The following is a 21,463-nucleotide window of genomic DNA, read 5'->3' as shown; positions in this document are numbered from 1 at the left end:
TCCGTGAGCTCGACGACGAGTTCCTGAGACGAGGAGTTGGTCCCGCATGGCCGCCGAACTGACCGCGCACGACCTGATCGCCAGGCACCGGCCCACCCTCGACCAGGCGCTGGAAGCCATCCGCACGCGCGCGTACTGGTCCCCGCACCCCGAGCACCCCAAGGCCTACGGGGAGAACGGCAGCCTGGACATGGCCGCGGGCAAGGCCGCCTTCGACGCCCTGCTGGGCACCCGCATCGACCTCGGCCAGCCCGGCACGGACGACTGGGTGGGCGGCGAGGTCTCCCCGTACGGCATCGAGCTGGGCGTGAGCTACCCGCACGCGGACATCGACGTGCTGCTGCCGGCCATGAGGGCCGGGATGCGGGCCTGGCGGGACGCCGGCCCGGAGCTGCGCGCGGTGGTCTGCCTGGAGATCCTCAAGCGGATCAGCGACCGCACGCACGAGTTCGCGCACGCGGTCATGCACACGTCCGGCCAGGCCTTCATGATGGCGTTCCAGGCGGGCGGCCCGCACGCGCAGGACCGCGGCCTGGAGGCGGTGGCGTACGCGTACGCGGAGCAGGCCCGCACGCCCGAGACCGCGGAGTGGACCAAGCCGCAGGGCAAGCGCGACCCGCACGCGCTGACCAAGCAGTTCACGCCGGTCCCGCGCGGCGTCGGCCTGGTGATCGGCTGCAACACCTTCCCCACGTGGAACGGCTACCCGGGCCTGTTCGCCTCCCTGGCCACGGGCAACGCGGTGCTGGTCAAGCCCCACCCGCGCGCGGTGCTGCCGCTGGCCCTGACCGTGCGGGTCGCGCGCGAGGTGCTCGCCGAGGCCGGCTTCGACCCGAACCTGGTCGCGCTGGCCGCCGAGCGGCCCGGCGAGGGCATCGCCAAGACCCTGGCGACCCGCCCGGAGATCCGCATCATCGACTACACGGGCTCGACGGCGTTCGGCGACTGGCTGGAGACCAACGCCCGCCAGGCCCAGGTCTACACGGAGAAGGCCGGCGTCAACACGGTGATCGTGGAGTCGGCCGCCGACTACCGGGGCATGCTCGCCAACCTGGCGTTCTCCCTGTCGCTCTACAGCGGCCAGATGTGCACCACCCCGCAGAACCTGCTCGTCCCGCGCGACGGCATCACCACCGACGAGGGCCCCAAGTCCTACGACGAGGTGGTCGCCGACCTCGCCAAGGCCGTGGACGGCCTGCTGGGCGACGACGCCCGGGCGAACGCCCTGCTCGGCGCCATCGTCAACCCGGACGTCAAGGCCCGCCTGGAGGCCGCCGCCGGGCTCGGCGAGGTCGCCCTCGCCTCCCGCGAGATCACCAACCCGGAGTTCCCGGGCGCGGTCGTCCGCACCCCCGTGATCGTGAAGCTGGACGGCGCGAAGCCGGACGCCGAGGCCGCCTACATGAGCGAGTGCTTCGGGCCGGTCGCGTTCGCCGTCGCGGTCGACTCGGCGGGCGACGCGGTGGAGCTGCTGCGGCGCACGATCCGCGAGAAGGGCGCCATGACGGTCGGCGCGTACACCACCGACGCCGAGGTCGAGAAGGCCGTGCGGGAGGTCTGCCTGGAGGAGGCCGCCCAGCTGTCCCTTAACCTCACCGGCGGGGTGTACGTCAACCAGACGGCCGCCTTCTCCGACTTCCACGGCTCGGGCGGCAACCCCGCGGCCAACGCGGCCCTGTGCGACGGGGCGTTCGTCGCCAACCGCTTCCGCGTGGTCGAGGTCCGCAGGGAGGCCTGACCACGGCCTCACCACGGCATGATCACGGCGTGAGGGGGCGCGAAGGGGCGTGATGCCCTACGCCGCGCCCCCGGTCGCGCTCCAGTGGTACAGCGTCATGGCCACGCTGGTGGCGAGGTTGTAGCTGGAGACCTGGGGGCGCATCGGCAGCGCCACCAAGTGGTCGGCGCGGGCGCGCAGTTCGGCCGACAGCCCGCTGCGCTCCGAACCGAACGCGAGCAGCGCGCCGTCCGGCAGCTTCACCCCGCGGATGTCCTCACCCTCGGGGTCGAGCGCGTAGACCGGCCCCGGCGGCAGCTCCTCGGCCGCCAGCCGCTCCACGGCGGTCGCGAAGTGCAGCCCCGCCCCGCCGCGCACCACCGTGGCGTGCCAGGGGTCGAGGGTGCCGGTGGTGACCACGCCGGTCGCGCCGAAACCGGCCGCCAGCCGGATCACGGCCCCCGCGTTCCCCAGGTTCCGCGGGTTGTCGAGGACCACCACGGGCGCCGCCCGCGGCGTGTGCGCCAGCTTCCGCAGATTGGCCTCGCGGGACGGCCGTACGGCCAGGGCGGCGACGGCGGTGAGGTGCGGGCGCGCGACCAGCGCGCGGTACGCCGCCTCGGGCACCTCGGCGAGCAGCCCGTCCAGCGCCGCCAGGACGTCCGGCGCCAGCTCCTCGGCGAGCGCGAGCGCGGCGGACCGGTCGGCGGTGACCGCCACGGGCACCTCGGCGCCGAACCGCACGGCGTGCTTGAGGGCGTGGAAGCCGTCGAGCAGCACGGCGGTGTCGGCGAGCCGGTGCCAGACACGCAGGGGATCGGAACCGGTCATGCCGGGAAGCCTACGTGCGGCTGCCCGGCCTTCTCCCCGGCGCGCTCCGCGGGCACGGCCGTACGGCCCCGGCGGCCCGTCACCCGGTCACGCACGCGTGCCGCCCACCCGCCCAGGCGGCGCAGGAACGTCGTCGGCAGGAACACCGCGTCGGCCGCGATCATCGCCAGCGAGAAGAACGGCAGCCCGAGCACGACGGCGATCACGGCGTGCTCGGTCATCATCGCCACCAGCAGGACGTTCTTCACCCGCCGGTTGAACAGCGTGAACGGGAAGGCGACCTGCACGATCACCGTCCCGTACGTCACCAGCAGCATCATCGTGGCGCTGGCGGTCAGCAGGTCGGCGAGTGCGGGCCAGGGTGAGAAGTACTCCAGTTTCAGCGGGTAGTAGACGGCGGTGCCGTCCTGCCAGCGCGAACCCTGGATCTTGTACCAGCCGGCCGTGGCGTAGATCAGACACGCCTCGGCCATGATCACGAACAGCGCGCCGTTGTGCACGATGTTGCCGGCCGCGTCGAGCATCATGCGCGGCTGACCGGTCCGGGACCGCTGCCCGACCAGCCACCACACGGCCTGCGCGAGCCACACCCCCCACAGCAGGACCGGTATGACGGGATCACCGTCGAGCCTGCCCGTCAGGGTCACCGCGACCAGGGCGAGTCCGAGCACGCACCACAGCACGGGCCCCGTCCGGTCCGCGACCCGCTCGCCACGCGCGCGTGCGGCACGCGCCCGCCGCTCGCGCCGCTCGTCCAGCGACCACACCTGGGCGCAGCGCGTGAACACCAGGTAGATCGACATCAGGTGCAGGACGTTGTCGCCGCCGTCACCCATGAAGATGCTGCGGTTCTGCAGCGACAGCACGCCGACCATGAACAGCACCGACATCGTGCGGGTCCGCCAGCCGAGCAGCAGCAGCACGCTGGTCAGGACGCCGAACGCGTACACCGCCTCGAACCACAGCCGGCCGTCGGACCACATCAGCGCCGTGAACGCGCCGTTGGCCCCGATCAGCTGTTCGGCCAGGTCCCAGGACCAGGGGCCGCCGGGCCCGTACAGCTCGTGCCGGTGCGGAAGCTCGCGCAGCAGGAACAGCAGCCAGGTCAGGCTGAAGCCGATGCGGATGACGGCCGTCTGGTAAGGGCCGAGGGCGGCGCCGGTGACGCGGGCGATGCCTTGGGAGAAGTACAGGGCGAGACGGTTCACCGCGCGCTCCCCTCGGCAGCGGCAAAGACGTCGACGGAGTCGCCCCCGGAGACTGTGCCGGTGCCTCCGGCGGCTGCGTCCACGGTGTCGGACTCGGCGGAGACGGGCCACCAGGGCAGCACCCGGTAGGTCGGCTTGTCCGAAACCCGCTCCCGCGTCCACTCGGGCGGCGGCACGTTGGTGGTCCGGGACCGGACCTGGACCCGCTCGACGGTGCCGCCCGGACCGGCCACGCCCGCGCGGTCCAGCCGCAGCACGACGATGCGCCGCAGATACGACTCGGACAGCGCGCCGCGCAGGCCCACCGGGCGGTTGTCACTGTCGTGCGTGGCGGTGAAGAAGTCCCAGGCCCGGCGCAACTCGTTCTGCTGGGTGTGGCTCGGCAGCAGGTTGCCGTCGATGGCGCGGCCGTCCTGCGCGGACAGGTCGTACCAGCCGGTCGTCCGCGTCCCGCCGCCGCCCGTGCGCACCTCGGCGCGGACCTGGACGGCGATGTTCTGCTGGAGCGGGTTCGGCGCGAACAGCTTCCAGTTCTGCTCGAACTCCGGGTAGATCCAGTCGTCGATGGCCTGCCCGTGCTGCTTGGTGACGGTGTTCGCCGGCGCGACGTGCAGGAACGACATGCCGAGGTGGACGCAGACGGCTGCCGCGACGACCGCGAGCGCCAGCGCCACGCCCGTCTGGTAACGCGGCGAGAGCGCGGTGATGTCGGTGGGGGGCGGCTCGGCCGGCGGTGGGTCGGCGCTCGCGGCGGGAGCACCGCCCTCGGGACCGGCCACCCTGCCCTCGGGACCGGCCACCGCGCCCGGCGAGTCCGCAGGGCCCACCGAGTCCGAGGCCGGAGCGGGCGGCGGGGCCGGAGAGGCCGGCGAATCCGTCCCGTGCCGGTCGCCCGAGCCTCTGTCGTACGCGTCCATTCCGCCCCGTTCCCCGATGTGTCCGGTCCGTCGGTCAGTCGAACGGTACTCAGACGCACCCGCCCGGCACACCCCCGGTCGGTCGTCCCGGCCAGTGGTGGCCACACCGGATCAGGACACCCGGCGCGGAAAGGTACCGGCGTCACCTACAGGACGTAGCCCGGCTGCCCCTCGTCCGTCACGACGGGCCGGCCCGCGGCCTCCCACACCTGCATGCCGCCCTCGACGTTCACGGCGTCGACGCCCTGTTGCGCCAGATACATCGTGACCTGCGCCGAACGGCCACCGGAACGGCAGATCACATGGACCCTGCCGTCCTGCGGCGCGGCCTCGGTCAGCTCGCCGTACCGGGCCACGAACTCACTGATCGGGATGTGCAGCGCCCCTTCGGCGTGACCGGCCTGCCACTCGTCGTCCTCGCGGACGTCCAGCAGGAAGTCGCCGTCCTTGAGGTCCGCGACCTGGACCGTGGGCACACCAGTTCCGAATTGCATGCCCCCGACGCTACCGGACCCCTACGGGCTGTCCAGCAGAGCCGCCAGTTCCGCCTCGCGCTCGGCTACCTGGGCGGTCAGCTGCCCGGCAATCTCGTCCAGCAGGGCGTCCGGGTCGTCCGGGGCGAGCCGCAGCATCGAGCCGATCGCGCTGTCCTCCAGCTCCTTCGCGATCACCGCGAGCAGTTCCTTGCGCTGGGCGAGCCACTCCAGGCGGGCGTAGAGCTCCTCGCCGCGGCTCGGGCCGCGCTCCAGCTTCGGGCCCGCGGCCCACTCCTCGGCCAGCTTCCGCAGTTCCGTCTCGTCACCGCGGGCGTAGGCGGCGTTGACGCGGGTGATGAACTCCTCGCGTCGCGCCCGTTCCCTCTCCTCCTGCGCCAGGTCCGGGTGGGCCTTGCGGACGAGGTCGCGGTAGAGCTTGCGGGCGCCTTCGCTGGGCCGCACCCGCTGCGGGGGCCGCACCGGCTGGTCCGTGAGCATGGCGGCGGCCTCCGGGAACAGCCCGTCGCCGTCCATCCAGCCGTGCAGCAGCTCCTCGACGCCCGGGATCGGCGTCAGCCGGGCCCGCGCCTCGTCGGCACGGCGCCGGTCCTCGGGATTCCCGCTGCGGGCGGCCCGGGCCTCCAGGATCAGCGCGTCCAGCTCCTCGAGGCGCGCGTACATGGGGCCGAGCTTCTGCTCGTGCAGCCGCGAGAAGTTCTCGACCTCGATGCGGAAGGTCTCCACGGCGATCTCGTACTCGATCAGCGCCTGCTCGGCGGCCCGCACGGCCTGTTCGAGCCGGTCCTCGGGCCGCGGCTGCTCAGCTTCCGGGGTCGTCACCCGGCCAGCCTAGGCCACGGGTCCGGCGGCCTCGCCCCGCCCCGGCGCACCGCGACCCACCGCTCCCGGGCCGACCGACGACCATGCGTCCGCCTCGCCGGGTGGTCGTCCATCTCGCCGCGAGGTACGTCCGTCTCGCGGTACGTCCGTCTCGCCGGGCGGTCGGCCCGCCTCACCCGAAGCCCAGCCCGCCGGACAACCGGGCAGCCGGACAACCGGGCGGCCAGGCGGCCGGGCGGCCAGGCGGCCGGGCGGCCAGGCCCCTCACACCCCCCGCTCCGCCGGGACCCTTCCCGCCCGTATCGCCGCGACCAGCTCCGCGTGGTCGGCCTCCGTGCGGTCGGCATAGGCGACGGCGAACGAGGCCATCGCCTCGTCCAGTTCCTCGTTCTTGCCGCAGTAGCCGGCGACGAGGCGCGGGTCGGCGCTGTGGGAGTGGGCGCGGGCCAGCAGGGCGCCGGTCATGCGCGCGTAGTCGTCCACCTGGTCGGCGGTGAGCGCGGCGGGGTCCACGCTGCCCTTGCGGTTGCGGAACTGCCGCACCTGGAAGGGCAGCCCCTCGACCGACGTCCAGCCGAGCAGGATGTCGCTGACGACCTGCATCCGCTTCTGGCCCTGGACCACGCGCCGCCCCTCGTGCGTCACCTTCGGCACCTCGAAGCCGGCGGTCGCCAGATGCGGCAGCAGCGCCGACGGCCGGGCCTCCTTCACCTGCAGGACCAGCGACTCGCCCCGATGGTCCAACAGCAGCACGACGTACGACCGGGTGCCGACGCTGCCCGTGCCGACGACGCGGAACGCCACGTCGTGCACCGCGTACCGGGCCAGCAGCGGCAGACGGTCCTCGGGCAGCGTGTCCAGATACGGCTCCAGGGACGCCGCGACCGCCGCCGCCTCCGGGTCCGGCACGCGCCGCAGCACCGGGGGCGCGTCCACGAAGCGGCGACCGCCGTCCCCGGTCTGTTCGGTCGACTTGGCCGCGAAGCGCCCGCTGGTGTTGGCGCGCGCCTTCTCGGAGATCTGCTCCAGCGTGCCGAGCAGATCGTGCGCGTCCGCGTGGGAGACCAGTTCCTCGTCGGCGATGGCGTTCCACGCGTCCAGCACCGGCAGCTTGGCCAGCAGCCGCATGGTGCGCCGGTAGGCGCCGGCCGCGTCGTGGGCCGCGGTGCGGCAAGTGTCCTCGTCCGCGCCGGCCTCCCGGCCCGCGAGCACCAGGGACGTCACGAGCCGCTTGAGGTCCCATTCCCAGGGACCCTGAACCGTCTCGTCGAAGTCGTTCAGGTCGATGACCAGGCCGCCGCGCGCGTCGCCGTACAGCCCGAAGTTCGCCGCGTGGGCGTCGCCGCAAATCTGCGCGGCGATCCGCGTCATCGGCGTACGCGCCAGGTCGTACGCCATGAGCCCCGCGGAGCCGCGCAGGAAGGCGAACGGCGTGGCCGCCATGCGGCCCACCCTGAGCGGGGCGAGCCCGGGGATGCGGCCCCGGTTGGACGCCTCGACCGCCTCGACCGCGTCGGGCCGGGCGGCATCCAGATCGAGCGCGGCGTGCGCACCGCGCGGGACGCTGCTCCGCAGCGCCTTGCCGGCCTCCTTGGGGGACCCGGTCTCCGGCCACTGCGCGAAGCCGCGCACCGGGGGCAACCGCCGCACCTCGCCCGCCCCGGCCGTCCCCACATCCTTCTCCGTCACCGCGACCGCCTCCCCCGCACGTACGAACATCAACTCGTGCCGACGGTACAGCCGACGCTCCGAACGCGTCAGACCCTGTGGACAACGGACAACCGCCACCGACCGCCTCAACCGGCCGCCTCGACCTACCGCTCGACCGCCCGCCGTCGTCCCGCCTCACGCCACGACCAAGGCCACCTGAGAGGTTCCTCACCGCCCGAACACGAAACGGACGGAATCTGGCGATCCGCTCACTCGCTTCCCCTGCTCCTCTTGCTCATCCAGGACTGGCACGCCCATCGAGCGAGTGCTCCTGTCAGGAGGGCGACGACGATGGCTCCCCAGTCGATGACGTGCGGAAGACCGGGGAAGAAGGCGAAGAAGGCAAGTGTCACGACGAGACCCGCCACGAACGCGGCGATCCCAGCCGACCGCCGTCGCGCCTCCCATCGCTGGTCCCGCCCCTGCTGTTGATCAATCATGCACGGCTCACTTCGTGATGTGGTGACACTGGCTCACTCGGCGCACCCCGTTGACATGGAGATGCGCACACGCCTTTCCATAACGAGGCAGCGTCTGAGGAAAGTTGTTCCGCATCGGATCGATCTTGCACTCAGGGTGCGTTCGCCCCCGGGAGGTCCTGTAGGTCTTGTTGTTTGTGTTCGCGTAGGTGAAGTCAATTCGCCAGTTGCAGAAGCCGGTGCCGAGCGCGGCGACAAAAGCACAGTCGACGCCAGCGTTCTGATAGGTGATCTTCCTCCCGCCGCCTCGGATGATGTGTGTGAACATACAGCCGGTCGGAACCTTCATCGCCATGCCGCCAACGCTGTACTCGAAGGTTCGGACAGGAGTCGATCCGACAGCGCCGGCCTGTGCCACCGAGGAACCCGTCAGCACGATGGCGCACGCAGCGGTAAGGGCCATGAGCAGCCTGGATCGATAAAGCGCAACCATGAACAATCCCCTTCCGGCGGAGAATCTCTCCGACAGAAAAGAACTCCGACGCCGCGATCATGTTTCTGGCCGATGGAATGGTTCACCGACTTGAGTGATCAACGAGTGGTGCGCTGACCAGCTGATTCGTTTCTTCGATCCAGCCCATCGAACTGACTGCCAATCAACCCGGGCGAGCCCCAGCCGACAGCGGCAGCCCAAACTGGGTGAGCCCGTCAATGGCTACCGCGCAGACCAGCTCGGCAAGCAGGCCGGGACGGACAGCGCGATCCTCGTCGAGGGCCACTGGCACTGCCGTCCAATGCCCGACCCACTCATCAACGCCACCATCGAGCTGCACGCCGAGCGCATCGACCGGGAGACCTGGATCAGCCTGATCGGAATCCGCCGCGGTTACCGCATCATGCTCCCGGGAAACGCCGACGCTGACGGCAACCAGCGGATGATGTGCCCCGAAGCAGGCAAGGCCCAGTGCCCCATCAGACCGCGCCCGCTCGGCCGTGACATTCCCGTAGCGGGCTTCCGATGAAGTACAGCGGCTCCTTGAGGACGGTCCGGAGTTCGACCTCACGTATGCCCTCCATGCGGCAGCCCCAGGAATTTCCCCGCGCGGAGAGGGACTCGACGATGAGCTCCGCCTACTCGGCTTCGTCCTCCTCAACCAATACAGCGCGCGTCCGCATGTGACCGGCGAGGGGCTGTCCGACATGGTGGGCCTCAATGTGTCCCTCCGTGATGAAGACGGGGCCGTGACCATGGGCATCACAGGGCTGCAGCAGCTCTGTCCCCGCTGATCGCCGACGACCAGCTGTAGTACAAAACTTCGGACGCGGTGGATCGCTACCGCTCGGCGGTGTTCGACCTGACCCACTGGTAGAACCAGGAATACACCTCGCCTTCACTGAGTTCATCTGCCATCATCAGTGTTCAGCAGAAGCACGCTCTCAGTGATCTCGGAGGTCGCATGCCCACCGTCGTACTCCACCTGCCCGGCGATCTGCTCACCAAGCTCGCTGAAGCAGGTGCGGACGGCACCGTCGAGCTCACCCTCAACGTCAGCACGGGCGACGAACCCGTGGCGCCGGTCGAGACGCCCAAGCCAACCGGCCCGCTCGCCCCCCTGCTCCACGCAGGGCTCCTGGCTCCCGGCACTCGACTCCACCTTCACCAGCCGCGCGCCAACCGCTCGGCGACGGCAACGGTTCATGCGGACGGAACTCTGACGGTCGACGGCAAGCTGACACCATTCCGGTCGCCGTCGAAGGCCGCGTTCGCCGTGACGCAGAGTCAGGCGAACGGCTGGATCACGTGGCGTCTGGCCGACGGTCGCACCCTGGATGATCTGCGCGACGAGCTCGACCATAGCGAAGTTTGACCGCTGGAGAACTTCGCCGCGATGTCCCACCCAACTGCCCGGCCCACACCAGGGCACCGTGCGTTCATGGACGAGTCGGAGTCCGACCGGAAAGCGGATCCCGACACCTACCTCCTGGCCACGACACTGGTCCAACCACAGAACCTGGACCCGGTCCGCGCCACCATGCTGTCCCTACGGGCTCCCGGCCAGCGCAAACTGCACTGGCACAGCGAGTCCCCCCGGCGTCGCGCGTTCGTCATCGAGCGCATCGCCGCACTCGATGCCCAGCACCTGATTGTCGTACGGGACGGTCGTCCAGGCGAAGCGTCCGAGCGTCGTCGTCGCAAGTGCCTCGCGCGCACGGCGTGGGAGCTCGACCTGCGCGGGGCGACGCAGTTCGTCGCCGAGAGCCGGGAGACCAGCAGGCAGAACGGACGCGACATGAAAACGATCGCCTACCTGCGTTCGAACGGCACGATCGGATCCGCCCTGCGGTTGTTCCACGAGCCCGGTCCGCGCGAGCCGTTGCTCTGGGTTGCCGATTCCCTGGCCAGCGCCTACGTTGCGGCACACACCGGCACGGCAGGCTACTTCGATGCCGTCCAGCATGCGGTCGAGGTCATACGCATCACCGCCGACGACGGCTGACCGCAGGGTGAGGAAGGCGCGAGCCCGGGACCCCGCCGTCCGGCGGGAACTTCCCGGGCTCACTTCCGGCCACTCCGCGGGGCAACCGGCTTCGCTGCCATTGTGGAAGACCTCCGCCGTGCAAGGCGAGTGCGGGTCAGTACCTCATCAGCCACTCGGTCACCGCCGACGGCTCCAGCCGTCGGCGGTCCGCGTGATTTTGGCCACAGACAGAGGAATGGGCGGCATCTTGACGATGCCGCCCGTTCCCACAGTGTGGGGCACCGACGGAATGCGCTGGTCAGCACGTACACAGAGACGCCGAAGATCGTTTCCCACGCTCGGAGTGATCGTTTCCCGTCGCGCAGGTGGCCCCCCTTCGCGGGGACAGGGAGACAGACTCGCGGGTCACGTGCGTCGGCGTGTCTGCGGACCGGACAGCCCTGATCGAGTGACGCGAATGCCGCATTCCTCTCGGCCTCGACTCGTCCGCAGCTCGGGGCCGGTTGGAGGCCTCCCCCGGGCGGATGGCCCGGCAGCCTGTCCACGGTTGCCTTCGGTTCCACTCGCTTGCAAACCTACTCTAACGAGAGGGTAGATTTGAAACCTGGCAAGGGCGCCGGCACACGAGGTGAGGCGGTGAAGCCGTGGGCGAGAAGCTGATGCAGATCGGCGAGGTGTCCGGACGCACGGGGCTGTCGCTACGAACGATCCGCCATTACGAGGACGTCGGCGTGGTCGCCCCCAGCGAGCGCAGCATGGGTGGCTTCCGCCTCTACACCGAGGCCGAGGTGCGCCGGTTGGCGCTGGTGCGGCGGATGCGGCCGCTGGGCTTCTGCCTCGACGACATCCGGGCCTTGCTGGACGTACTGGAACAACTCCCCGACGACGGCCGACCGTTGCCGGAGAACGACGAGCACGCACACGAGGAACTGGTGGAACGGTTGCATACGTACTGGGTGAAGGCCGACGCGCGGTGCGAGGACCTGCGGCGGCAGCTGGGCCATGCGGAGGACTTCGCCCGCTCCCTGCACGGCCACCTGGCCCGGCTCGTGGACGCCACGGCCGCAGCGAACGCGGATGCGGAGGCGGTGCGATGAGCTCCGCCAGTGAATGGGCGGTCTCCGAGGCGGCACGCCGGCGCACGTTCGCCGTGATCAGCCACCCCGACGCGGGCAAGTCCACCCTGACCGAGGCCCTCGCCCTGCACGCGCAAGCGATCACCGAGGCGGGCTCGGTGCACGGTAAGGCGGGGCGGCGAGGGGTGGCCTCGGACTGGATGGAGATGGAGAAGGCCCGCGGCATCTCCGTCACCTCCGCGGTCCTGCAGTTCGCCCATCAGGGATGTGTGCTGAACCTGCTGGACACCCCCGGCCACGCCGACTTCTCCGAGGACACCTACCGCGTGCTGGCCGCGGTGGACTGCGCGGTGATGCTCATCGACGCCGCCAAGGGCCTGGAGGAGCAGACCCGCAAGCTCTTCGACGTCTGCCGGCACCGCGGCATCCCCGTCATCACGTTCGTCAACAAATGGGACCGGCCCGGCCGTGAGGCGCTGGAACTGCTGGACGAGATCGAACGCGAGTTCCGCCTCAAACCCACCCCCATTGCCTGGCCGGTCGGCGACGCCGGATACCTGCGGGGACTGATCGACGTACGCAGGCCGGGGCAGATGCTGCGTTACACCCGCACCCCCGGCGGTGCCCACGAAGCCATCGAGGAACCTGTCTCGGCTGATCGGGCTGCTCTGGAGGACGGCGCGGACTGGGGCAAGGCGATTGAGGAGCTTGATCTCCTCCAGGTCGACGGTGCCGTACACGACCAGGAGGCGTTCCTGACATGCCGGACCACCCCGGTCTTCTTCGGTGCCGCGATCTCCAACATAGGAGTGCGGCTGCTGCTCGACGCGGTGGTCGACCTCGCGCCACCGCCCGGCCCGCGCGAGGTGGCGAGCGGAGGCGTGCGGCCGATGGACGCCCCGTTCTCGGGGCTGGTGTTCAAGGTGCAGGCCAACATGGACCCCGCCCACCGGGACCGGATCGCCTTCATGCGCGTGTGCTCGGGGATCTTCGAGCGCGGTATGACCGTCACCCGGGCAGCCTCCGGCAAGCCGTTCGCCACCAAGTACGCGCACAGCGTCTTCGGTCAGGACCGTTCCATGGTCGACATCGCCTACCCCGGCGACGTGGTCGGCTTGGTCAACGCCACCGCCCTGCGCGTCGGCGACACCCTCTACGCCGGCCGGTCAACGGTGTTCCCGCCGATGCCCACCTTCGCGCCCGAGCATTTCGCCGTGGCCCGCCCGGTCGACCTCGGCCGGTCCAAACAGTTCCGGCGCGGCATCGCCCAGCTGGACGAGGAGGGTGTCGTCCAGGTCCTGGTCTCCGACCTGCGCGGGGACCAGGCGCCGGTACTGGCCGCAGTCGGCCCGATGCAGTTCGACGTCGTCAGCACCCGCATGGCCGGGGAGTTCTCCTCCCCGGTGAAGCTGGAGACGCTGCCCTACCGCCTGGCCCGCGCCACCGACACGGCCGGCGCAGAAGCTCTCAACCGTTCCCGGATCGTCCAAGGCGAAGCCCTCACCCGCATCCGCGACAAGGCGCAGCTCGCCCTGTTCCCCGACCGCTGGCAGGCGGGCTCCTTCGAGAGAGAGTTCCCCGCCGCCCGGCTGGACCACCTCATCGCCGCCCACGAGTAGGACGGCCGCCTACGAGCGGGGAGCAGGCTAATATCTCCCCCGAGGGGAGAGTACGTGCCCGATCCCGTCGGCCGTCGCTCGATTGATCAGCCCTTCTTGAACCGTCGGCTCGGAATACGGTTGGGCGAGCAGACGACATGTAAAGCAGTCGCCATGTTTTGGCAAAGGACAGGTAAACAGGCTGCTAGGGTGGGTGGCAGATGATCGCCCTCACGGCCATTGCATGCGGACGGGGTGGGTGTCACCGGTGGCTGGGGGGTCGCTCCGGCCGCGACCGGCGGCCTGTGCCGTCGGTGCGGCGCCTGAGCACCCTCGGAAATCTCTTCTGTCACGAGAGGGTAGCGTCTTGTCACACGACATACCGAATGCCGTCACGCAAGTCCGTTCCCCAGCCCCGGAAGCGGCAACGCACGACAGCGGCCCGCCACCCGGCGGCGGTACGCGTGACGCATTCTTCGACAACGCGAAGTACCTGCTGATCGTCCTGGTGGCCGTAGCGCATGCCTGGGAGCTCGTGGAGACCAGCCGCGCCACCAAGGCGCTGTACGTCCTCGTCTACACGTTCCACATGCCGGCGTTCATCATCATCTCCGGTTACCTGTCGCGGAGCTTCACCGCCCGACCTCGCCAGATCAGGCGCCTGGTCGGTGGCATCGCCGTTCCGTACGTCGTCTTCGAGACCGCCTACTCCGTGTTCAAGCGGTACGCCGACAACGCGCCCGACCATCCCATCAGCCTGCTCGATCCGTGGCTGCTCACCTGGTTCCTCGCCGCCCTGTTCATCTGGCGGCTCACCACACCGCTGTGGCAGCAACTGCGGCACCCCCTGGCGGTCGCGCTGACCGTCGCGGTGCTCGCCTCCGTCACCCCTGGCTTCGGCGACGACCTCAACCTCCAGCGGGTCCTGCAGTTCCTTCCGTTCTTCGTGCTCGGTCTGTGCCTTAAGGCCGAACACTTCAAGCTCCTGCGACGTCGTGAGATCCGGCTGCTGGCCATACCTCTCTTCGTCGGCGCGCTCGCCTTCGCCTACTGGGCGTCGCCCCGCCTGCGGACCGAGTGGTTCTTCCGGCGCTCCAGCGCCCAGGAGATCGGGGAACCCTGGTGGACCGGCGTCGTCATGACGTTCGCGCTCTTCGGCTGTTCCGTGCTGCTGACGGCCGCCTTCCTGTCCTGGGTGCCGCGTCGGCGCACGTGGTTCACGGTGCTCGGCGCCGGCACGATCTGCGGCTACCTGCTCCACGGCTTCCTGACCAAGGGAGCGGAGTACGCGGGTGTCGTCGACGCCTACACCTGGCTGAACGACCCGGCCGGGAAGGTCCTTCTCTCACTCATCACCGCCGTTGCCGTCACCTTGTTGTGCACCCCACCGGTGCGCCATCACCTTCGTCCGGTGACTGAGCCGGACCTGGTCTGGGCCTTCCGCCCGGACCTGGCCGAGCGGAAGGCCAAGGGCTGAGCCACCCTCCTTTTCCCCGCCGTACGGCGGCTGTGGCCGGCTGACGCCCGCCCAGCAGCGATGCCGCACATGGCGAAGAACACCCCTTCCGGCGGCAGGCGTGCCTGCGGCCGGTGGCGCGGCACGCCTGCCGCACCCCAGTCGGGCACCTGCCCTTTCACGAGAAGGCCACAATCTGTGAGTGATATGCCGGTTGACGTCGTCCCGGATGTTTCGGTCGTTGTCGGCGCGTACAACGCGATGCCCTATCTGACGCGCTGCGTGATGTCGGTGGTGGAGCAGACGATCGGGCGCGGCAGTATCGAGCTGATCGCCGTGGACGACGGCTCGACGGACGGCACCGGCGCCGAACTGGACCGGTTGGCAAAGGAGTTCCCCGACGCCATCCGTGTCGTACACCAGGCCAACTCCGGAGGTCCCTCGGCGCCGCGCAACGTGGGACTGGAACTGGCCTGCGGCCGGTATGTGTTCTTCCTGGACGCCGACGACCACCTCGGCCCTGAGGCCCTTGAACGCATGGTCGCCATGGCCGACACCAACGGCTCCGACGTGGTACTCGGCAAGATGGTGGGTGTCGGCGGCCGGGGCGCGCCCCGCTCGATGTTCCGGCGCAACCAGCCGAGAACGGACGTCTTCACCTCGCGCGTCTACTGGACACTCAGCCCGCTGAAGCTCTTCAGACGTGAACTGATCGAGCGGCTCGGGCTGCGCTTCCGCACCGATCTGCGGGTTGGTGAGGACCAGCCGTTCGTCGCCATGGCCTACCTGCACGCCGCAGCGATCTCCGTTGTGGCCGACTACGACTGCTACTACTGGGTCGAACGCGAGGACGGCAACAACGTCACGCTGACCACCCGCGGAACACAGCCCAGACTGCGCTTCCTGCACCTGATGTCCGAACTGCTGGAACGTGAAGTGGAAGCAGGGCCACGCCGGGATCTGCTGATCCGCCGCCATCTGGAGGTCGACCTCAACGGTGCCCTCGCCCACCTGGTGCGCGAGAACGAGCCGGATGTGCGTGAGGCCGCCCTCGCCGGCGTCCGGCGCCTGCTCGACACCTGGTGCACCGACGAGATCACCGAGCGCCTGCCCGCGATGACCCGGCTGCGCTTCAACCTGGCCCACCGGGGCCTGCTGGACGAGCTGCGCACCGTCGTCGACTTCGACAGGTCCGGTCGTCGGGACAAGGTCGTCGTCGACAAGGGACGTGCCTTCGGCGCCTACCCGTTCTTCCGGGATCCCACCGTCGGCGCCCCGGACGACTGCTACGACATCACCGAGCAACTGCCCGTACGTCACCACCTCGACTCGCTATCGCTGAGCGGCAGCTGGCTCGAAGTCCAGGGCCACGCATACATCCACCGCGTCGACACACACGAGACGGGCACTGAGGTCGTCCTGCGGGAGCGCGAGAGCCGCACCGAGTACACCTTCCCCGCAGCAACCACCGACACAGCGGACCTGACGACATCGGAAGGGGAAGGCCTGTACGACTACGACCAAGCCGGGTTCGCCGCACGGATCGACACCGCCACCGCAGCCGACGGCGGCGGCCCCCTGCCCGCCGGACTCTGGGACGTCTTCCTCCGCGTGCGCAGCCAGGACATCGTCAAGGAAGCCCGGCTGGGCAACCGGCGATCCCCGGGCATCGACTCCCGTCCCCGGCCGCACCTGGTGCGGCTCGCGGAAGCACGGGCCGAGATCATCACCCCCTACTTCACCAAGCCGTACGACAACCTCACCCTCGACGTCGGCCAGCGCAAGCACTCCGTGCGCCCGCACTGCACGATGAACGGCGTCACCTGGGCGGACAACGCCCCCGCCACCCTCACCCTCGACGGCCGCATCGGCGTCCAGGACATCACCGCCGAGGACCTGGTCGTACGGGCCCACCGCGAGGGCCGTACCGTCGAACTCGACGCCTTCCAGACCCTGACCATCGGCGCCGGCGGCCGAGTCGAGCTCCGCGTCGACCTCCCCCGCGCCGTCGCCGCCGGAACGCTGCAGTGGGGCGACTGGCAGCTCTCCGTGGCCTTGCGGGTTCCCGGGGCGGAGGAGGTGCCCGTCCCTGGAGATCGCGCTCTTCCCACCTTGCGTTTCCGCCACCGGGGCCTGCCCGCATACGTCAGACCGCTTGCCGGGCACGACCGCCTCACCCTGCGTCTCGCTTCCGTCGACCCGATTGCCGGCGTCCGACGGCACCTTCGCCACGTACTCAGTCAGAAGAAAACCTGACCGGGGTGCATACTCTCACGTAACGGTAGACTTCGATGGGCAAATACTCCGCGGCGAGGAGGGCGGACGATCATGGCCGGTGTGGCGGCATGTCCGTCGTGCGGGGAGGCCGAGGACCTGCGCGGCGAACAGGTGAAGGACGACATCAGGATCACCTGTCTGAGCTGCACGGCGCAATGGATGCGCGGCGGCGCGCGCTGCGCGAACTGCGGCGGCCAGCACATCGTCCACCGCCCGCAGGCCATGACCCGGCACTCGCGCGGCACCCAGCTGTCCATCATCGGCTGGCGCGAGCTCCCGCTGTGCCGCCGTTGCGACGCCGAGGCGCTGGAAAAGTCCATCTCCCAGAACACCCCCGTGCCCAGCGACTACGTCGCCGCCTGTCTCGGCGCCGCCCAGAACTCGGCGGCGACTGCCGCGCCGCAGGCAGAGGCGCCTGCTCCCGCCCCACCCCCGAAGCACGCTCCCGCCGCCGCGGCGAACTCAGCCGAACCCGCGAAGAGTTCACCCGCTCCGCGCGGCCCGGCTCGCCCTCGGCAGACCCGGCCGAAGGCCGCGCCGTCGCCGTCCATGGCGCCCACCGTCCGGCAGGCCATCGCCGCGTTCATGGGCGAGTCCTCCGGGCAGGCCGATGCCACCGCGATGCTGCTGCTGGGCACCCATCTGGGCTCCCACAACCGGCTGACCGTGCTGGACGAGGACGGCGCCGCCGACCGGCTCGCCCGCTGGAGCCTCGGGCACTGGGGTGACGGCGGCGACCGCGCGCAGCGGTGCCTGAGCACGATCTGCCGGGCGGTCGACTTCTGGGGCGCCCGCGGCTGGCTCACCTCCGACCCGGCCGCCGGCCTGCGCTGAGGAAGACCGGAAGCGTGGAGAGCCTACCTGGGGCTGCCGCGCCGAGGAGTCTGCTTCACACCAAGCGACTCTCACGTTAGGTTAGAGATGAACATCGGAAGGCCACCGTTCGTCCCGCCTCGGGCCACAGAGGCGGGGCCTCAGGGCCGTCGTTCCGAAGCGGCCGTCGGGTCGCAGCCCGCGAGGCCGCCTCCTGTCCTGCCCCGCAGGTCTCGCGGGCCGCACACCCCCGGCGCGGTTGCGGACCGCATCCCCGAAGCCGCCTGATCAGCAGTCCGTCCCGAGTGCGCAAGGAGTCCGCATGCTGTCCTCGACCTCGCCCCCCCCGGCACCGGATCCGCCACGGACGGGCCGGAGACTGAACGCTTCTTGGCGGCCGCCGTACGCCTCGCCGGCACCCTCCCCGCCGTGCGCCCCACCTTGGCCATCGTGCGAAGCTGGGACCGCGGTGGCCGGGAGCGGGCCCTGCTGCTGCGCACACGGCTGGCCGAACACGGCATACGCAGCACGGAGTTGAGTCCCATCCCCGAAGCCGGCGAGCGTGGCGGCCCAGACCGCGGCGTCCGGCGCCCGGCCGTCGATTTACTGGTGCACGCCGGAGGACCCCATCCGGAGCAGGCCATGCGGGCCGCGGCCCTGTGGCAGCTGCCGCTGCTGATCGACCGCCCCGAGGGGCGGTCGGGCGGCGAGCTGAACGCCTTCGGAGCCCATCGCAGCCCCGTCATCGGCATCCATCTCCCCGACGGCGGCTTCGGCGTCGCCGTGCGCGAGACCATCCTGGTCTCCCTGCAGCCACACCCGGGCAACGCTCGCCTCATCCTCGGCAACGAGAAGATCACCGCACCCGGCGACCTGCCCCTGCGCATCACCCTGGCCGAGGAGGGGCTGCTGGAGGCGCGCGGTGACTCCTTCGGCAGACGCCTCATCCGCCGACTTCGCTTCGAACGCGCCTGGGGCGCCTACCGGTTGGACGTGGACGGCGCACCCGCCCGCGAGGTGCGCGCCCCACTGCGCATCGAGGCCCTGCCCGGCCGCCTGCACCTGCTGCACCCCTAGTAGCACGCCAGCGCGCCGGGGCGAGGTTGGGCGGGTGACTCACCCCGTGGCGGGCGCAGTCACGGGCTTCCGGCCCGCAAAACCGTTCCCGGGCCGCATCAAGGGGCGGACCGCCATAGCCGTGGCCCCCGTCTGGTGCTGCGACCGCCGACGCGGCTCAGGTGCCCGCGCGGGCATCGGCCTGCAGGCGGCGGCGGAGTGTGGTGGCGAAGTCCTCGGCCATCTCCAGGCGGGCCCGCAGGGTCTCGCAGCGGGCGTCGGCCACCTTGCGATAAGAGTCCAGCCGCTCCCGCAGCCGCTCGCGCTCCTCGCCGGCGGACGGGTCGTCCGTGGCGGCGAGGCGGTCGGTGATGTCCAGCAGGTCGCGCATCTCCTCCAGGGAGAAGTCCAGCGGCTTCATCCGGCGGATCACCATGAGGCGCTCGACGTCGGACTCCGTATACAGCCGGAAACCGCCCTTGCTGCGGGCCGAGGGGATCACCAGGCCCACTTCCTCGTAGTGCCGGATGGTGCGCAGAGACAAACCGGTCCGCTCGGCCACCTCGCCGATCTGCATCTGCCGCTGATCCGTCATCGCTCCACGATCCCCTTCGTTGTTTTCTTCGATTTTCGAATCCGTAAAGCAACCCACCTTAAGTGACATGAATCACAGAATCTTGGCGGGTGTTTACCTGCGTTTCACAAGCCGCACGTCGCACTCTGCCGTCACGTCAGGGTAGAGTCTCTACGTGTTCACGGCCGCCGTCGAGAGTGACGGCAGGAGTGAACGCCATAGCGTGGGCCTGACCGGGCCCCGATGGCATCCGAGACTTCCGGGCCATGATGCCCGACCGGCAGCCGGACGGCTGCCTTGCAGATCGGCTGGGCCCCGTTGAAGTGGCCGGGCCGCCGAGGATTCCGCCTCATTCGTGCGCGGAGTCGTGTACGACGTGGACGCGTCCGCCCTCTGCTGGCGCATCCGCCTGAACAGAAACGGTTGCATGTCCTCACCGCTGTCCGCAGCCCCGAAGTTCCGCCTGACCAAGCCCGACTGGCTCGACTCCCCGAAGGTCTTCCGTACCGAGGTGCTGGCCGGCTTGGTCGTCGCCCTGGCCCTGATCCCCGAGGCGATCTCCTTCTCCATCATCGCCGGGGTCGACCCGGCGGTCGGCCTGTTCGCCTCCTTCACCATGGCCGTCGTCATCTCGGTCGTGGGCGGCCGCAAGGCCATGATCTCCGCCGCGACCGGCGCGATCGCCCTGGTCATCGCCCCGCTCAATCACGAGCACGGTCTCGGCTATCTGATCGCGGCCGTCATCCTCGCCGGCGTCTTCCAGGTGATCCTGGGCGCGCTCGGGGTGGCCAAGCTCATGCGGTTCGTGCCGCGCAGCGTCATGGTCGGCTTCGTCAACGCGCTCGCCATCCTGATCTTCATGGCGCAGGTGCCGGAGTTGCACGACGTGCCGTGGATGGTCTACCCGCTCGTCATCGGCGGTCTCGCCCTGATGGTGTTCTTCCCGAAGGTCACCAAGGTGATCCCGGCCCCGCTGGTCTCCATCGTCGTCCTGACCGTGATCACCGTGGGGGCCGCGATCGCGGTGCCGACCGTCGGCGACAAGGGCGCGCTGCCCTCCTCGCTGCCCGTGCCGGGCCTGCCCGACGTGCCCTTCACGATGGACACGCTGACCACCATCGCCCCCTACGCCTTCGCGATGGCGCTGGTCGGGCTGATGGAGTCGCTGATGACGGCCAAGCTCGTCGACGACATCACCGACACCCACTCGGGCAAGACCCGCGAGTCCATCGGCCAGGGCGTCGCCAACATCGTCACCGGCTTCTTCGGCGGCATGGGCGGCTGCGCCATGATCGGCCAGACCATGATCAACGTGAAGGTGTCCGGCGCGCGCACCCGCCTGTCGACCTTCCTGGCGGGCTCCTTCCTGATGGTGCTGTGCATCGTCTTCGGCCCGGTCGTCTCCGACATTCCCATGGCCGCCCTGGTCGCCGTCATGATCATGGTGTCGTTCGCGACCTTCGACTGGCACTCCATCGCCCCGAAGACCATCAAGCGGATGCCGCTCGGCGAGATGACCGTCATGGTCGTCACCGTCGCGTGCGTGGTCGCCACCCACAACCTGGCCATCGGCGTCGTGGTCGGCTGCATCACCGCGATGGTCGTCTTCGCCAAGCGCGTCGCGCACTTGGTCAACGTCTCCGGTGTGGTCGACCCCGACGGCAACCAGGTCGTCTACGCGGTCACCGGCGAGCTGTTCTTCGCCTCCTCCAACGACCTCGTCTACCAGTTCAACTACAAGGACGACCCGGACGACGTGGTCATAGACCTCTCTGCCGCCCACATCTGGGACGCCTCCTCCGTCGCAGCCTTGGACGCGGTCGAGACGAAGTACGCCCAGCGGGGCAAGAAGGTGACCATCATCGGCCTGAACAAGTCCAGCGCCGACATGCACGAGCGCCTCGCCGGCCAGCTGACCGGCAGCCACTGAGACTGCAGAGGCCGCCCTCGAGCGCGACAGCTACCCGGGCGGGCGCCTCGAGGCCCGGCTCGTCGACGCCCCCGGCGCCGCCGGC

General features: G+C 70.0%; 20 protein-coding genes. 11 read left to right on the top strand and 9 right to left on the bottom strand.

Annotated elements, in window-relative coordinates; genetic code table 11:
• The first annotated feature begins 46 nt into the window (after nucleotides 1–46).
• On the top strand, nucleotides 47–1,738 hold the full coding sequence (paaN, locus tag AB0M97_RS27410; protein WP_365963646.1) for a phenylacetic acid degradation protein PaaN: 1,692 nt from the start codon (nucleotides 47–49) through the stop codon (nucleotides 1,736–1,738).
• A gap of 57 nt (nucleotides 1,739–1,795) precedes the next feature.
• On the opposite strand, the gene AB0M97_RS27405 is transcribed toward paaN, so the two are convergent.
• From AB0M97_RS27405 to AB0M97_RS27370, 8 genes are all read right to left on the bottom strand, one after another.
• Nucleotides 1,796–2,548, bottom strand: coding sequence for a TrmH family RNA methyltransferase (locus tag AB0M97_RS27405; RefSeq protein ID WP_365963645.1), 753 nt, complete (start codon nucleotides 2,546–2,548; stop codon nucleotides 1,796–1,798).
• Nucleotides 2,545–3,756 (bottom strand): HTTM domain-containing protein, encoded by a 1,212-nt coding sequence (locus AB0M97_RS27400; protein ID WP_365963644.1) that lies wholly within the window; start codon nucleotides 3,754–3,756, stop codon nucleotides 2,545–2,547. Before AB0M97_RS27400 ends, AB0M97_RS27405 begins: the two co-directional genes overlap by 4 nt.
• Nucleotides 3,753–4,673 (bottom strand): DUF5819 family protein, encoded by a 921-nt coding sequence (locus tag AB0M97_RS27395; RefSeq protein WP_365963643.1) that lies wholly within the window; start codon nucleotides 4,671–4,673, stop codon nucleotides 3,753–3,755. The genes AB0M97_RS27400 and AB0M97_RS27395 overlap by 4 nt, the downstream gene beginning before the upstream one ends.
• A gap of 146 nt (nucleotides 4,674–4,819) precedes the next feature.
• On the bottom strand, nucleotides 4,820–5,149 hold the full coding sequence (locus tag AB0M97_RS27390; protein ID WP_365963665.1) for a rhodanese-like domain-containing protein: 330 nt from the start codon (nucleotides 5,147–5,149) through the stop codon (nucleotides 4,820–4,822).
• Between the two features lie 39 nt (nucleotides 5,150–5,188).
• A complete protein-coding gene (locus AB0M97_RS27385) occupies nucleotides 5,189–5,989 on the bottom strand; it encodes a hypothetical protein (RefSeq protein ID WP_365963642.1) in 801 nt (266 codons plus the stop codon).
• 264 nt (nucleotides 5,990–6,253) lie between these two features.
• Nucleotides 6,254–7,708 (bottom strand): DUF2252 domain-containing protein, encoded by a 1,455-nt coding sequence (locus AB0M97_RS27380; protein ID WP_365963664.1) that lies wholly within the window; start codon nucleotides 7,706–7,708, stop codon nucleotides 6,254–6,256.
• Between the two features lie 200 nt (nucleotides 7,709–7,908).
• A complete protein-coding gene (locus tag AB0M97_RS27375; RefSeq protein WP_365963641.1) occupies nucleotides 7,909–8,139 on the bottom strand; it encodes a hypothetical protein in 231 nt (76 codons plus the stop codon).
• A gap of 7 nt (nucleotides 8,140–8,146) precedes the next feature.
• Nucleotides 8,147–8,611, bottom strand: a complete 465-nt coding sequence (locus AB0M97_RS27370) for a hypothetical protein (protein ID WP_365963640.1) — start codon at nucleotides 8,609–8,611, stop codon at nucleotides 8,147–8,149.
• 94 nt (nucleotides 8,612–8,705) lie between these two features.
• On the opposite strand from AB0M97_RS27370, the gene AB0M97_RS27365 reads away from it, so the two are divergent.
• From AB0M97_RS27365 to AB0M97_RS27325, 9 genes are all read left to right on the top strand, one after another.
• Nucleotides 8,706–9,140 (top strand): hypothetical protein, encoded by a 435-nt coding sequence (locus tag AB0M97_RS27365; protein WP_365963639.1) that lies wholly within the window; start codon nucleotides 8,706–8,708, stop codon nucleotides 9,138–9,140.
• A 435-nt stretch (nucleotides 9,141–9,575) separates the two neighbouring features.
• Complete coding sequence (locus AB0M97_RS27360) at nucleotides 9,576–9,986, top strand: DUF4357 domain-containing protein (protein WP_365963638.1); 411 nt, start codon at nucleotides 9,576–9,578, stop codon at nucleotides 9,984–9,986.
• Between the two features lie 66 nt (nucleotides 9,987–10,052).
• Nucleotides 10,053–10,616 carry a hypothetical protein gene (locus AB0M97_RS27355; RefSeq protein ID WP_365963637.1) on the top strand — a complete coding sequence of 188 codons (564 nt, stop codon included), beginning with the start codon at nucleotides 10,053–10,055 and terminating at the stop codon, nucleotides 10,614–10,616.
• A 626-nt stretch (nucleotides 10,617–11,242) separates the two neighbouring features.
• Nucleotides 11,243–11,695 (top strand): MerR family transcriptional regulator, encoded by a 453-nt coding sequence (locus AB0M97_RS27350; RefSeq protein ID WP_365963636.1) that lies wholly within the window; start codon nucleotides 11,243–11,245, stop codon nucleotides 11,693–11,695.
• On the top strand, nucleotides 11,692–13,293 hold the full coding sequence (locus AB0M97_RS27345; protein ID WP_365963635.1) for a peptide chain release factor 3: 1,602 nt from the start codon (nucleotides 11,692–11,694) through the stop codon (nucleotides 13,291–13,293). The genes AB0M97_RS27350 and AB0M97_RS27345 overlap by 4 nt, the downstream gene beginning before the upstream one ends.
• A gap of 346 nt (nucleotides 13,294–13,639) precedes the next feature.
• The gene (locus tag AB0M97_RS27340) at nucleotides 13,640–14,749 is read left to right on the top strand and encodes an acyltransferase family protein (RefSeq protein WP_365963634.1); all 1,110 of its coding nucleotides are present in this window, start codon (nucleotides 13,640–13,642) and stop codon (nucleotides 14,747–14,749) included.
• 186 nt (nucleotides 14,750–14,935) lie between these two features.
• Entirely contained in the window at nucleotides 14,936–16,984 is a 2,049-nt protein-coding gene (locus AB0M97_RS27335; protein ID WP_365963633.1) for a glycosyltransferase, read from the top strand.
• Between the two features lie 72 nt (nucleotides 16,985–17,056).
• Nucleotides 17,057–17,839 carry a hypothetical protein gene (locus AB0M97_RS27330; RefSeq protein WP_365963632.1) on the top strand — a complete coding sequence of 261 codons (783 nt, stop codon included), beginning with the start codon at nucleotides 17,057–17,059 and terminating at the stop codon, nucleotides 17,837–17,839.
• Between the two features lie 429 nt (nucleotides 17,840–18,268).
• Nucleotides 18,269–18,895, top strand: coding sequence for a hypothetical protein (locus AB0M97_RS27325; RefSeq protein WP_365963631.1), 627 nt, complete (start codon nucleotides 18,269–18,271; stop codon nucleotides 18,893–18,895).
• A gap of 157 nt (nucleotides 18,896–19,052) precedes the next feature.
• Here the strand turns inward: AB0M97_RS27325 and AB0M97_RS27320 are convergent, their stop codons facing one another.
• Entirely contained in the window at nucleotides 19,053–19,469 is a 417-nt protein-coding gene (locus tag AB0M97_RS27320) for a MerR family transcriptional regulator (protein WP_365963630.1), read from the bottom strand.
• 406 nt (nucleotides 19,470–19,875) lie between these two features.
• On the opposite strand from AB0M97_RS27320, the gene AB0M97_RS27315 reads away from it, so the two are divergent.
• Complete coding sequence (locus AB0M97_RS27315) at nucleotides 19,876–21,378, top strand: SulP family inorganic anion transporter (protein WP_365963629.1); 1,503 nt, start codon at nucleotides 19,876–19,878, stop codon at nucleotides 21,376–21,378.
• The last annotated feature ends 85 nt before the right edge of the window (nucleotides 21,379–21,463 follow it).

The organism is Streptomyces sp. NPDC051207, assembly GCF_040682395.1.
Lineage (GTDB): Bacteria > Actinomycetota > Actinomycetes > Streptomycetales > Streptomycetaceae > Streptomyces.
The sequence above is the reverse complement of the archived record's forward strand: the minus strand, read 5'-3'. Positions and strand labels throughout refer to the sequence as shown.